This window comes from Streptomyces sp. NPDC056580 (assembly GCF_042793175.1).
GTDB lineage: Bacteria > Actinomycetota > Actinomycetes > Streptomycetales > Streptomycetaceae > Streptomyces.
Genome location: NZ_JBHTVE010000010.1, coordinates 66503 through 79246, shown reverse-complemented (window position 1 = coordinate 79246; position 12744 = coordinate 66503). Strand labels below are relative to the sequence as shown.

Below are 12744 nucleotides of genomic sequence, written 5' to 3'. Positions count from 1 at the left end.
GCATGTGGCCAGTATGCCACGGCTGCGTCCGGGGAAGGCGAGTCCGCCCGCACCGTTAGACTCGATAGCGCAGACCCCGCCCGACCACCAGAAGGCACCCCGTGTCATCAGCGACTCCCTCTGCCGCCTCCCCCGACACCGTCCTGGTCGTCGATTTCGGCGCCCAGTACGCCCAGCTCATCGCCCGTCGCGTCCGCGAGGCGCGGGTCTACAGCGAGATCGTGCCGAGCACCATGCCGGTCGAGGAGATGCTCGCCAAGAACCCCGCGGCGATCATCCTCTCCGGCGGCCCCTCCTCCGTGTACGAGGAGGGCGCCCCCCGGCTCGACAGGGCGCTCTTCGAGGCCGGCGTCCCCGTCTTCGGCATGTGCTACGGCTTCCAGCTCATGGCGCAGCTCCTGGGCGGCACCGTCGACAACACCGGCGCCCGTGAGTACGGCCGCACCGACCTGCACGTCTCCAAGTCGGGCTCCACCCTCTTCGAGGGCACCCCCGACGAGCAGCACGTGTGGATGTCGCACGGCGACGCCTGCTCCGCCGCCCCCGAGGGCTTCACCGTCACCGCGTCCACGGACGTCGTGCCGGTCGCCGCCTTCGAGAACGACGAGAAGAAGCTGTACGGCGTCCAGTACCACCCCGAGGTCATGCACTCCACGCACGGCCAGCTGGTGCTGGAGCACTTCCTGTACCGGGGCGCGGGTCTCACCCCGTCCTGGACCACCGGCAACGTGATCGAGGAGCAGGTCGCCGCGATCCGCGAGCAGGTCGGCGACAAACGCGCCATCTGCGGTCTGTCCGGCGGTGTGGACTCCGCCGTCGCCGCCGCGCTCGTCGCACGGGCCGTCGGTGACCAGCTCACCTGCGTCTACGTCGACCACGGCCTGATGCGCAAGGGCGAGACCGAGCAGGTCGAGAAGGACTTCGTGGCCGCGACCGGCGTCAAGCTGGTCGTCGTGGACGCCGAGGAGCGCTTCCTGACCGCTCTCAAGGGCGTCTCCGACCCGGAGGAGAAGCGCAAGATCATCGGCCGGGAGTTCATCCGCGTCTTCGAGCAGGCGCAGGCCGAGATCATCGCCGACGAGGGCCCGGCCGTGGAGTTCCTGGTCCAGGGCACCCTCTACCCGGACGTGGTCGAGTCCGGCGGCGGCACCGGCACCGCGAACATCAAGTCGCACCACAACGTCGGCGGCCTGCCCGAGGACCTCGAGTTCAAGCTGATCGAGCCGCTGCGCAAGCTGTTCAAGGACGAGGTCCGGATGGTCGGCCAGGAGCTGGGCCTGCCGGAGGAGATCGTGCAGCGCCAGCCCTTCCCGGGCCCCGGCCTCGGCATCCGCATCGTCGGCGAGGTCACCAAGGAGCGCCTCGACCTGCTCCGGGACGCCGACGCCATCGCCCGCGAGGAGCTGACCGCGGCCGGCCTCGACCGGGACATCTGGCAGTGCCCGGTGGTCCTGCTCGCCGACGTCCGCAGCGTGGGCGTCCAGGGCGACGGCCGCACCTACGGTCACCCGATCGTGCTGCGCCCGGTCTCCTCCGAGGACGCCATGACCGCCGACTGGTCGCGGCTGCCCTACGACGTCCTCGCCCGCATCTCGACCCGGATCACCAACGAGGTCCGGGACGTCAACCGCGTCGTCCTCGACGTGACCTCCAAGCCCCCGGGCACCATCGAGTGGGAGTGATCCCCGCCCGGTGAGCAGCGGGTCCCGGACGGCGGGGCCCGGGGCCTCGCGTGTGATCCGGACGAGATGCCCTAGGTCCGCCTGAGCGTGCGCACCGGCGCGTCGGGCCGCCAGACCTGGACGACCAGATACCTGTCGTCCTCGACGTAGGTCCGCACGACCTCCGTCAACTCGGTGCGGAAGAGGTGGAACGGCTGCGGCGGTTCCACCTCTTCCACGTACGCGGCCTTGGTCCCGTCCTCCCCGACCTCGTACGCGCGCCCGGCGATCCGCACGTCCCCGCCGGCCGTGCCGGTGCCCTCGCCCGGGTTGGCCTGCAGCGTGAAGCGCGGATCGCGCCGCAGATCCAGAGCCTTCAGCGAACCCGCCATCATGCCCAGCCACAGCTCGCCGCCCCGGAAGTCGGCCTCCAGGCCGGAGGTGCGCGGGGAGCCGTCCCGGCGCAGGGTGGCGAGGACGTGGTGCCGGAAAGCGCCGAAGCGCCGTTCGGTGACCGCCGCCAGATCGGGTGCGGCGGTGGTGAAGGCTGCCCAGTTCATGCCGGCCAGTCTCACCGGCAAAGCGGACACCTTCTGTCGTGTATTCGTCGCGCACGTCATCTTTACCAACCAGCGCTGCCCTTTTGCGCCGACCGGCGGTAACTTCCCGCCCGTACCGCAAACCCCCACGCTGGAGGACCCATGCACGGGCCCACGCCGCCCCCTCCGCTGCCCACCGACCAGCTCCGGTTCGCCATGCCGCCGATGCACGACTCGGTCGAGGACGAACGCCGGCACCGCAAGGAGCGGCTCGCGGGCGCCCTGCGGATCTTCGGGCGCGCCGGACTCGAGGACGGGGTGTCCGGGCACATCACCGCGCGCGACCCGGAGTACAGCGACTGCTTCTGGGTCAACCCGTTCGGCATGCCGTTCCAGCACGTCACCGTCGGCGACCTGGTGCTGGCCAACCGGGACGGGCAGGTCGTCGAGGGCCGCTACCACGTCAACCAGGCCGCGTTCACGGTCCACGCCCAGGTGCACGCCGCCCGTCCCGACGTCGTGGCCGTCGCGCACTGCCACTCCGTGCACGGCCGGGCCGTCGCCGCGCTCGGCGACCTCATCGACCCCATCACCCAGGAGAGCTGCGCCTTCTACGAGGACCTGGCGCTGTACGACGCCTACACCGGCGTCAACGTCGACGCCGGGGAGGGCCGCCGCATCGCCGGCGTGCTGGGGTCGCGCAAGGCGCTGGTGCTGCGCAACCACGGCCTGCTGACCGTGGGGAACTCGGTGGACGCGGCGGCCTGGTGGTTCCTGTCGCTGGAACGGTCCTGCCAGGTGCAGCTACTGGCCAAGGCGGCCGGCCGGCCGGTCCTCATCGACCACAAGCTGGCCGTGGCCACCCGGGAACAGCTCGGCGGGGACCTGGTGGCCTGGATCAACTACCAGCCCCTGTGGCAGGACATCAGCCGCAGCGAACCCGATCTGCTCGGCTAGCCACCGGCACCGGCCGCCGGATCCCGGCTGCCGGATCCGTGTCGGATCCCCCTCGCGCGGGGTGCCGGGAGGCGCGTCAACACGGCGGTACGCAGTTCACCCGCCGTGGCCCGGACCGGCCGGCCCGGACCGCCGCCGGGGTAGGGCACAATTCGCTTTCGTCGCAGGGGGGTTGCGCGACCGGAAACGCGCACTGCGCGCGGCTCCGACCGGGACGGGAAGTCGTGGGGAAGGCGGGCGTCGGCGGTGGCGGTACAGGAGGCCAGACAGGGCACGGGGGCCGACGGCACCCATGAGGGCGGCTGCGCGTGCGGTGACTGCCCGCACGGGGCCCGGCAGGGGCACCGGCGGGCCGTCGCCGCGTTCCTGCGCGTCCGCGACGAGTTCGCGGCCGGGCAGGGCCTGCCGCAGGCCGTGGCCCACTCGGCCTCCGCCTCCCGCCAGTGGGTCTCCGAGGAGCTGACCCAGCGGGCCGAGGAGGTGGCCGGACGAGGCCGCGCCGAGGGCGAGGCCTGGCTCGCGCGGTTGTGGCTGCGCACCGTGTACGCGATGGCGGGCGCCGTCCTCACCCTGCTGCTCGCCGAGTCGCTGACCGCGATCGGTGCGGGCTGGAGCAGTGCCCGCACCGCCGCCCTGCTCGCCGGCCTCGCCGTCGGGGGCGTCCTGGCCGCCGCCTCCTGGCGGCACCGGGCGCGCGGAGGGGTGCTGGCCCCGCTCATCGGCGAGGACAACCGCATGTCCACCTCCCGCGCGGTGGCCGCGAGCTGGATTCTCCTCGTGACCTACGCCGTCCTGCTGCTCGCGGGCCGGCTGGCCGCCGCCTCCGGTCACGGCGAGCGGGACGCGCTGCTCGCCGGCCTCGACCTCGCGCGCGGCGCGGGCCTGGCGACCGTCCTCGCCGTGCTGTGCGGCATCGCCGTACTGGTCCGCCGGGTGGTCGGCCTGCGCATCCTCGCCCAGCGGCTGCAGAAGGTGCCGGCCCACCGGCCGCGCGCGGCCGACCTGCTGACCGACGACTCCGGCCGGGGCGCCTTCGCCGACATCCAGTACGTCGTCGTCAACGCCGTCGCCCTGCTGTTCGCCGCCGTCCGGCTGGCCCGCCGCCCCGACCAGCTCCCCGACCTGCCCTGGGGACTCGCGGTGCTGGTGCTGGTCTCCGCCGCGACCTACCTGGCCGGCAAGTACGCGGAGGGCGGCCGCCCGGTGATCCTCTCCGTGGTGCGCACCCGCGAGCCCGGGGACCTGGACGGTCCGATCCGTACCGGCGACGACATCGAGATCCGCGGCGCCGGCTTCGTCCCGCCCGGCGCTCACGGCGCCGACCGCCTCTCCCGCACGGTCGTCCGCATCGGCGCCGTCGACGTCCACGTCCCCCTGGTCCCCGTCACCGGCGGCTTCCGCAACCCCACGGACACCGTCCTGACCGTCCCGGTGCCGGCCGAGGTGGAGCCCGGCGCGGTCGAGGTGCAGGTGATCACCGCGAGCGGCGCGGCGACCAACCGGTGCGTCGTCCAGATCACGGAGTGAGGGCAGAACGGAGCGATGGCGAGGAGGCCGGCCTGCGGGCCGCCGGCTTCCTCCGGTTCGGCTCTCCGAATACACCCGAAGGTCGGAAAACAGTACAAGCGTCCCGTAGGGAATTGAACCGTTCTCGCCTGCCGTACGTATCGTCGGTCGAGGGGTACCGGCACGGTGGGTGAGAGGCGGCTGGCAGTGATGACTCAGAGTACTCGGATGGACACGTACGTCTCCGATCTGAACGGTGGGCGAGGCTGGCGTGACTCGGCCACCCGGTACGCTCTCCTTCCGCTTCGCATCTTCCTCGGCGTGACCTTCGTGTACGCCGGGCTGAGCAAGATCACCGACAGTGCCTTCCTCAAGTCCGGTGGTGCCGGCTCCATCGGCGACACCATGCGCGCGGCCCGCGGCTCCGCCGCTATCCCGGCCCTGATCGACCTGGCCCTGAAGAACCCCGTCGGCTTCGGCTTCACCATCGCCCTCGGCGAACTGGCCGTCGGCATCGGCACCCTGCTCGGGCTGTTCGGTCGGCTGGCCGCCCTGGGCGGCGCGCTGATCTCGCTCAGCCTGTGGCTGACCGTGAGCTGGGCCTCGCAGCCGTACTACTACGGCAACGACCTCGCGTACCTGATGGCCTGGCTGCCCCTCGTCCTCGCCGGAACGCCCTACCTCTCCGTCGACGCGGCCCTGAGGTCCCGGCGACGAGCCCGCGCGGGCGGCTACCGCTGACCGCCGCGCGCGGCGTGTCTGCGTATGCCGCGCGCCGCCGCCGTACTGACGCCGGCCAGGCACAGGCCGCCCACCACCAGCGGGATGATCACGAACCACGGGGTGTCCCACAGCCCCGCCGCGTCACCCGCGTAGACCGCGCCGGCGGCGGTGAGGAAGAGGCCGGCGACCAGCTTCCCCGGCCGGAACTCATGACGCAGCACGGCTGACCTCCACCTGTCCGACGCCCACCCTGAGGTCCAGCCTGAGCGTGCCGGTCCTCTTCGCGGACCCGACGGGTGACAGGGTCACCTTCTGGTGCCTGCCCGGCTTCACGTCCACGTCCTCCCTGCTCTCACCGGGCAACCGGATGTCGCCCACGCCCACGTCGATGTTCATCCGCACCGTCGCGTCCCGCGGCACGATCACCTTCAACTGCCCCGCGCCCACCCCGGCGCCGGTGGTCACCGTCCGCCCCCTGCCGGGGTGCACCCGAGTCAGGTCCAGGGTGCCCACACCGGTGCCCACGGAGTAGGCGGGCCGCACCTCCGCCGTCGCGGCCGGTCTCCAGGACGTCCGGCTCCAGTGGGTCGCTATGTCCTTCGGCAGGGCCGCGGCGCCCGCCAGCAGCGCGGCCGTAACGATCGCGAGGAACACCGAACCGGCTCCCGTCCGGCCCAGGAACGCGCTGAGCGCGATGCCGAGGCCGAGGACCACGAGCGCCCAGGCCAGGCCGGTCTGCAGGCTGGCGCCCAGCGGGTGCGTGTCCCAGGTCAGCCCGGTGCCCAGGCCGCCGGCCAGCAGGGCGAGCAGGAACACCCAGCCACCGATCCAGCGCGGGCCACGCAGTCTCGGCGGTGCCGCCGGCCGGGCCGCCTGCGCGGAGCCCGGGTGGGTCCAGGGCAGGTCCATCCTGACGTCGACGGCCGGGGCGAGGTCCCGGTCGCGGGTGTCGGGCGGACCCCACAGATACCCGGTGCCCCCGACGTGGGTGCCGTCCTTGACGATCGGGTCCCGCCACCAGGACGGGGGGTAGATGTCGATGATCGGCGGCGCCTTGGCCTCCGGCGGGGCGTCGGCGGCGGCCTGTGCGGCGAGCGGATCGGGGTCCGGGGCCCCGCGGTGCCGTGACCAGTACCCCGCGCCGGCCAGCAGCAGGGAGAGCACCACGGCGAAGGCGAGCACCCCGCCGTTCTTCAGCATGGTCAGGAAGATGCCGCAGCCGACGAGGGAGAACAGCACGGCGGCCAGCGCCTGCCCGTCGACCCGCCCGGTCAGCAGCTTGCGGACCTCGTTCTCCTCTTCCTCCCCGTACGGCACGAGCAGCCAGGCGAAGCCGTAGAAGATCAGACCGATGCCACCGGTCGCGGCCAGCACCGCCAGGGTGATCCGGAAGATCACCGGATCCATGTCGGTCTGCCGCCCGAGCCCCGCGCACACGCCCCCGATCATCTTGTGCCGGCGGTCGCGCCGGAAGCGGCCGGGGGTTTCGGCTCCGTCCTGCTCCCGCGGGCCCTGCTCCCGCTGTGCCGTCGTCGTCCGTCCCGCGGCGCCGGTGCCGGCGGCCTTCTCCACGCCGGGCGCTCCGGTCCCTCCCGTCGCGGCGGGCCCGGCATCCGTCGGTCCGGGGCCCGGGTCCGGGCGCGGGCCGGGGCCGGGTCCCGGACCCGTCGCGGCGTGCTCGTGATCCGTCATGCGTCCATGGTGACGGTCCGTCCGCCGCGAGGGCAGTCGGGATGACCCTGGGCGAACCCTGAGATCGGCCCGGAGGCACGACCGGAAGGCGCTCCGGTCCGGGCCGCCCGGCCGCCGCGGACCGCCGGCACCGGGATCAGGGGAGATTAGGGGGCGGACCCTGATGCTCCGCCCCCGCGGCCGTGTGAACATCGATGCCATGCCGGAAGCCGCAGCACTGCCCCTCGACGACCCGCGGCCACCGCGCAAGCTCTACCGCAGCAGCGACGGCCGCTGGCTCGGCGGAGTGGCGCGGGGCCTCGCCGGGCACCTCGGCCTGCCCGTCATCTGGGTCCGGCTCGTCTTCATCGGCCTGTTCATGGCCAACGGCCTCGGTGCGCTGCTGTACGCCGCGTTCTGGTTCTTCGTCCCGCTCGGCGTCGGCGGCGTCGGCGGTCACAAGCCGCCGCTCGTCGGCACCGAGACCTCCCCGGAGGGCCGGCGCAGACTGGTGGCCCGCAAGCCGGACAAGGGACAGATCGTCGCCCTGCTCCTCATGGTCATCGTGTCCATGGTCTTCGTGGGCAGCGTCAACCTGACGAACGGGGCCAAGGCCTATCTGCTGCCCGCCGTGCTGGTCGCGGCCGGTGTCGCCCTGGTGTGGCGCCAGGCGGACAACGCCCGCCGTGCCCGCTGGGTGGAGGTCGGCAGCCGTCGCCGCACGCTCAGCCTGCTGCGCGCGGCCGTCGGGGTCCTGCTGGTCACGGCCGGCGTCTCCGCCATCTTCGTCATGCAGGGCTCCGCCGCCCACCTCGGCGCGGTCCTCCAGGCCGCGCTCGCCGTCCTCGTCGGCATCACCCTGCTCGCCGGGCCCTACCTGGTCCGGATGACCCAGGACCTCTCCGAGGAACGCCTGATGCGCATCCGGGCCCAGGAGCGCGCCGAGGTCGCCGCCCACGTGCACGACTCCGTGCTGCACACCCTCACCCTGATCCAGCGCAACGCCGACAACGCCGGCGAGGTGCGCCGCCTGGCCCGCGCCCAGGAGCGGGACCTGCGCACCTGGCTGTACAAGCCCGAGGGCACGGGCAAGGACGAGGCGGACGAGCCGGACACGGTCGCCGAGGCGGTGCGGCGCAGCGCGGCTGAGGTCGAGGACAAGCACGGTGTGCCCATAGAGGTGGTCGTGGTCGGCGACTGCCCGCTCGACGAACGGACCGGGGCGCAGATGCAGGCCGCGCGCGAGGCGATGGTCAACGCCGCCAAGTACGGTGGCGAGGGCGGCGCCGTACAGGTCTACGCCGAGGTCGAGGGGAGGACGGTGTTCGTGTCGGTCCGTGACCGCGGTCCGGGCTTCGACCTCGACTCGATACCCGCCGACCGGATGGGTGTCAGAGAATCGATCATCGGCCGCATGGAGCGCAACGGCGGCACGGCCCGGCTGCGGGCGGTGCCGGGCGGCGGCACGGAGGTCGAACTGGAGATGGAGAGGGCGGAGAAGACGTCATGAGCGACGCGACCGAGGCGAGCGGTACGGCGGGAGCGGCGGAGCAGGCCGGGTCCGGCCCGGCCGGTGAACGGCACGTGCGCGTGGTGCTCGTGGACGACCACCGTATGTTCCGTACCGGTGTCCAGGCCGAGATCGGGCGGACCGCCGAGACCGGGGTCGAGGTGGTCGGCGAGGCCGCGGACGTCGACCAGGCGGTCTCCGTCATCACCGCGACCCGGCCCGAGGTGGTCCTGCTCGATGTCCACCTGCCCGGCGGCGGTGGGGTCGAAGTACTGCGCCGGTGCGCCGCGCTGATGGCCGACGCCGAGCGGCCCGTCCGCTTCCTGGCGCTGTCCGTCTCCGACGCCGCCGAGGACGTGATCGGCGTGATCCGCGGCGGTGCCCGTGGCTACGTCACCAAGACCATCACCGGCACCGACCTGGTCGACTCGGTCTTCCGGGTCCAGGAGGGCGACGCCGTCTTCTCGCCGCGCCTGGCCGGCTTCGTCCTGGACGCCTTCGCCTCCACCGACGCCCCGCCCGTCGACGAGGACCTGGACCGCCTCACCCAGCGCGAACGGGAGGTGCTGCGTCTGATCGCCCGCGGCTACGCCTACAAGGAGATCGCCAAGCAGCTCTTCATCTCGGTCAAGACGGTCGAGTCCCACGTCTCGGCGGTCCTGCGCAAGCTCCAGCTCTCCAACCGCCACGAGCTGACCCGCTGGGCCACGGCACGCCGGCTGGTCTGACCCGCCCGGCCGCCGCTCACGCCACCCGCGTCGCCCCCGCGAAGGGCATCTCGTCGACGGGGGCCACCCGGACCGGCGCCGACGGGTTGGGGGCGTGGATCATCCGGCCGGCGCCGATGTAGATGCCGACATGGCTGATGCCGGAGTAGAAGAAGACCAGGTCGCCGGGCTGGAGCTGGGAGCGGGGCACACGCCGGCCCGCGTTGATCTGGGCGTAGGTGGTGCGGGGCAGGGAGATGCCGGCGGAGCGGTAGGCGGCCTGCACCAGTCCGGAGCAGTCGAAGGCGTTGGGTCCGGTCGCGCCCCACACATAGGGGCTGCCGAGCTTCTGGTAGGCGTAGGCGACGGCCGCCGCCGCACGGGAGCCGGAGGGAACGGGCCCCGCCTGCTCCAGGGCCGCCCGGGCGTCGGAGGCCGAGCGCGAGGCGTGGTCGGCGGCGGCGCCGTCGCCGGTGATCTGCGTGCGCTCCGGGGGAGTGAGCCGTGCCAGCAGCCTGCGCGCCTCCGCGAGTTTCGCGGTGACCGTCTGCTTGTGCCGCCGCACCTCCGCCTGCCGCGACCGCAGCGACTTCAGCTCGACGCGAGCGGCGCCGCGTAACTGCTCGATCTCACGGAGCTGTTCGCGCACCCGCGCCACCGCCCCGGCCTGCCGGTCGCCCACCCGTTCCGCGAGCGCGGCCCCGTCCAGGTACCGGTCGGGGTCGCTGGACAGCGCCAGCTGCCAGGAAGGGTCGATCGCGCCGTCGCGGTACTGCGCGGCCGCCACCGAACCCAGCGCGTCGCGCGCCGTGTTGAGCCGCTGCTGTCTGCGGGCGGCCTCGTCCCGCAGAGAGTTCAGCCGCCGCTGGGTCGCGTCCGTCCTCTCCTTCGCCCCGTCGTACCGCTGGGTGGCGGTCTCCGCCTCCTGGTACAGCTTGTCGACCTTGGCCTTCACCTGGGCCGGAGTCAGCTGCGGTTCGGCGTTGCCCGTGCCCTCGAAGGCCGTCGCGGTGGCCGCGCCCGCCAGGGCGAGGGTCACGGCCGTACGGGCCGTGTTGCCGCCGAGTGAGCGCTGTCGGGGCTTTCGGTGCGCTGCCACCTGGACCGTCACGTCCTTCCATGGACCTCTGCGGCCGAGAGGTCGGTGTGTCCGGCGGCGGCCCGCACAGGGGAACGGGCCGCCGCCGGACCTTTCTCGGCGGAGGCGGCCGGCGGCCGCCCCTGGCCCGGACGGCGGTGGGAAGCCGGTCACCTGGGGGAGGACGTTAGGCCGCATTGTGACAGCCCGGTAACGCACTGTACGGAACTGACCGAGACGGACCGGGCTGAGCGAGTCCGTGATCGCCTCGCCGAGCTATGGCTGCCGCCTTGACGCTCCGTAGTGACCGAAGCGCGCGTCACGGGGCCCGCGGGAACCCTGTGGTGCTATGCGGCGCATATATGCAAGATCATCCGCGCCGGTTCCGGGTCGTGGGACGGGCCCGGTGGCCGGCCGCCTGGGACCCCCTCATTAGGCTCCGGGGTCATGGACGTACTCATCCATCTCTTCGTCGGCCTGCACATCATCGGCATCGCCGCGCTGCTCGGCGGTTTCCTCACCCAGATGAAGGCGATGGGCCAGGGCACGGCCCGGTTCGTCCCGGGAATGCTGCACGGCGCGTTCACCATGCTGGTCACCGGCGTGGCCCTGGTCGGGCTCAACGAGGCCGACGGCCACCACGTCAACACCGTCAAGATCGGCGTGAAGCTGGCCCTGCTGATCGTGATCCTCGCGCTGGTCTACGTCCAGCGCGACGAGGAGAAGGTGGACAAGCGCGTTTTCGGGCTCGTGGGTCTGCTGACCGTGGTGAACATCTTCATCGCCGTGCTGTGGACATGATGCCCGTGCTGTGGCCGTGAGGCTCAGCCCGCCCTGAGGAGGCCGGTGCGGGCCGCGTGCACCGCGCCTGCCGCGACCACCAGGCACAGCGCCACCGCCAGCCACACCGGCGCCTGGCCGGGCTGCTTCAGCCACCCGAGGGCCGGGGCCGTCCCGGCCGACAGGGTCGACGTGGCCGTCCTGCCCACCGGGAACACCGTCGACCACCGCCGCACGTCGTAACGCAGCCGCGGCCTGGCCGCCTCGGCGACCAGCAGGGCCACGCCTGGGAAACCGCCTCGGAACCGGTCAGATGCAGGCCCACCGACACGATGCCGCTCGCCATGACGGCGGCTCCCGCCGCCGTCGGACGCCCCTGCCACCACGTGCGCCGACCGGAGAAGCCGGGCACGGGCATGCGCCCGATGCCAGGCGGCGGCAGCGCGGTCGCCCGTGGGGCACGCGCGCGTGGGGCCCGAAAAGAGCACCGTCAGGCCGGGCGCACCACCCGGTGGGCGACCGGCTCGCCGTACAGGTGGACCGGCTCCTCGCGGACGTACGCACCGGGCCGCGGGGCGTGGATCATCGTCCCGTCGCCGGTGAGGAGGCCCGCATGGCTGCTGTCGTCGCCGAAGAAGACCAGGTCACCCGGGCGGGCTTCGGCGAGCGGGACGGTGGTGCCCATGGCGGCCTGGTCACGTGCGGCACGCGGCAGGGTGACGCCGGCGGCCTTCCAGGCGGCCTGGGTGAGCCCGGAGCAGTCGTAGGAGCCGGGTCCGCTGGCACCGGCGACGTACGGCTTGCCGATCTGCGCGCGGGCGAAGGCGATGGCCTTCTCGGCCTTGGTGACGGGCGCCGGCGGGACGACGGGCGGCACGCTCACCGGCGGCGCGGCGGAGCGCGCCTGTTCCGTGACGGGGGCGGAAGCCGGCGTCGGGGCCGAGGATCCGGCCGGAGTCAGAGCCCGAGCCCGCGCCCGCGCCGGAGCGGAAACCGCAGCCGGAACCGGTGCGGGGTCCGGTGCCGTGACCGGTGCCGTGAGGTGGGTCAGGAGCGCGCGCGCCGTCGCGAGCTTGTGCTGGACGGCCGCCTTGGCCGTCTTCACGTCGTACGACGCCGCGGCCGGCGCCTCGGACGCCTCAGGGGCGTCGGCGGCCGCGGGGGCGGGGGGCTTCCCGCGCTCGGAGGCACCCTTCACCCGGGAGGCCAGCCGGTTCATCAGCCGGCTCTGGGCGAAGTGGTCCTCCGGGAAATCGGCGAGCAGCGAGGTGGCCGTCTCAGGTGCCGCGGTGAACGGAACCAGTCCCTCGCGGGCCTTGCTGAACAGTCCCGGACGCCGTACGGCCTCCGGGCGCGGGGTCTCGGCGCGTCCCCGCTGCACGGCCGCCGGCTCCTCCTCCGGATCCGCCCTGCGGTACAGCTCGTCGATCTTCTTCTCGATCTCCTCCGCGCTCGGCCTGGCGTCGCCCGCGGGGGCGGACGCGGAGGCCGGTGCGGCCCCGGCCGTCTGGGACAGGACGGCCACGGAGGTGAGCGCGGCGGTGGCCAGGACAGGGGTGCGGATGCCCGTCCCACGGGCCCCCGGGGGACCCGGCTTGCGGTGCGACGCCAA

The 12744-nt window shown here is 73.2% G+C and carries 13 protein-coding genes; 7 read left to right on the top strand and 6 right to left on the bottom strand.

Annotated features, from left to right (window positions below; translation table 11 throughout):
- The first annotated feature begins 101 nt into the window (after positions 1 to 101).
- Positions 102 to 1682: a glutamine-hydrolyzing GMP synthase gene (gene guaA / locus ACFQ9Z_RS23000; RefSeq protein ID WP_143627779.1), complete on the top strand. Its 1581-nt coding sequence runs from the start codon at positions 102 to 104 to the stop codon at positions 1680 to 1682.
- Between the two features lie 71 nt (positions 1683 to 1753).
- Here the strand turns inward: guaA and ACFQ9Z_RS22995 are convergent, their stop codons facing one another.
- A complete protein-coding gene (locus ACFQ9Z_RS22995) occupies positions 1754 to 2221 on the bottom strand; it encodes a pyridoxamine 5'-phosphate oxidase family protein (RefSeq protein ID WP_383021777.1) in 468 nt (155 codons plus the stop codon).
- 141 nt (positions 2222 to 2362) lie between these two features.
- Between ACFQ9Z_RS22995 and ACFQ9Z_RS22990 the strand changes: the two genes are divergently transcribed.
- The 3 genes from ACFQ9Z_RS22990 to ACFQ9Z_RS22980 all read left to right on the top strand — a co-directional run bounded on the left by ACFQ9Z_RS22990 (position 2363) and on the right by ACFQ9Z_RS22980 (position 5404).
- Positions 2363 to 3157, top strand: a complete 795-nt coding sequence (locus ACFQ9Z_RS22990) for a class II aldolase/adducin family protein (RefSeq protein ID WP_383021775.1) — start codon at positions 2363 to 2365, stop codon at positions 3155 to 3157.
- Between the two features lie 246 nt (positions 3158 to 3403).
- Positions 3404 to 4684 carry a hypothetical protein gene (locus ACFQ9Z_RS22985; protein WP_383021771.1) on the top strand — a complete coding sequence of 427 codons (1281 nt, stop codon included), beginning with the start codon at positions 3404 to 3406 and terminating at the stop codon, positions 4682 to 4684.
- A gap of 189 nt (positions 4685 to 4873) precedes the next feature.
- Complete coding sequence (locus ACFQ9Z_RS22980) at positions 4874 to 5404, top strand: DoxX family protein (protein WP_383021768.1); 531 nt, start codon at positions 4874 to 4876, stop codon at positions 5402 to 5404.
- Here ACFQ9Z_RS22980 and ACFQ9Z_RS22975 read toward each other — a convergent pair.
- Together ACFQ9Z_RS22975 and ACFQ9Z_RS22970 are read right to left on the bottom strand one after the other, a co-directional pair.
- A complete protein-coding gene (locus tag ACFQ9Z_RS22975) occupies positions 5395 to 5607 on the bottom strand; it encodes a hypothetical protein (protein ID WP_383021763.1) in 213 nt (70 codons plus the stop codon). The genes ACFQ9Z_RS22980 and ACFQ9Z_RS22975 overlap by 10 nt on opposite strands.
- Positions 5594 to 7078 carry a PspC domain-containing protein gene (locus ACFQ9Z_RS22970; protein ID WP_383021760.1) on the bottom strand — a complete coding sequence of 495 codons (1485 nt, stop codon included), beginning with the start codon at positions 7076 to 7078 and terminating at the stop codon, positions 5594 to 5596. Before ACFQ9Z_RS22970 ends, ACFQ9Z_RS22975 begins: the two co-directional genes overlap by 14 nt.
- Positions 7079 to 7241: 163 nt before the next feature.
- On the opposite strand from ACFQ9Z_RS22970, the gene ACFQ9Z_RS22965 reads away from it, so the two are divergent.
- Complete coding sequence (locus ACFQ9Z_RS22965) at positions 7242 to 8567, top strand: PspC domain-containing protein (protein WP_383021755.1); 1326 nt, start codon at positions 7242 to 7244, stop codon at positions 8565 to 8567.
- Positions 8564 to 9295: a LuxR C-terminal-related transcriptional regulator gene (locus ACFQ9Z_RS22960; protein WP_383021750.1), complete on the top strand. Its 732-nt coding sequence runs from the start codon at positions 8564 to 8566 to the stop codon at positions 9293 to 9295. Before ACFQ9Z_RS22965 ends, ACFQ9Z_RS22960 begins: the two co-directional genes overlap by 4 nt.
- A gap of 16 nt (positions 9296 to 9311) precedes the next feature.
- On the opposite strand, the gene ACFQ9Z_RS22955 is transcribed toward ACFQ9Z_RS22960, so the two are convergent.
- Entirely contained in the window at positions 9312 to 10373 is a 1062-nt protein-coding gene (locus tag ACFQ9Z_RS22955; protein WP_383021747.1) for an NlpC/P60 family protein, read from the bottom strand.
- Positions 10374 to 10799: 426 nt separating this feature from the next.
- On the opposite strand from ACFQ9Z_RS22955, the gene ACFQ9Z_RS22950 reads away from it, so the two are divergent.
- Positions 10800 to 11153 (top strand): hypothetical protein, encoded by a 354-nt coding sequence (locus ACFQ9Z_RS22950; protein ID WP_383021743.1) that lies wholly within the window; start codon positions 10800 to 10802, stop codon positions 11151 to 11153.
- Between the two features lie 23 nt (positions 11154 to 11176).
- Here ACFQ9Z_RS22950 and ACFQ9Z_RS22945 read toward each other — a convergent pair whose 3' ends face one another.
- Positions 11177 to 11416 carry a hypothetical protein gene (locus ACFQ9Z_RS22945; protein WP_383021740.1) on the bottom strand — a complete coding sequence of 80 codons (240 nt, stop codon included), beginning with the start codon at positions 11414 to 11416 and terminating at the stop codon, positions 11177 to 11179.
- Between the two features lie 206 nt (positions 11417 to 11622).
- Entirely contained in the window at positions 11623 to 12744 is a 1122-nt protein-coding gene (locus ACFQ9Z_RS22940; RefSeq protein WP_383021737.1) for a C40 family peptidase, read from the bottom strand.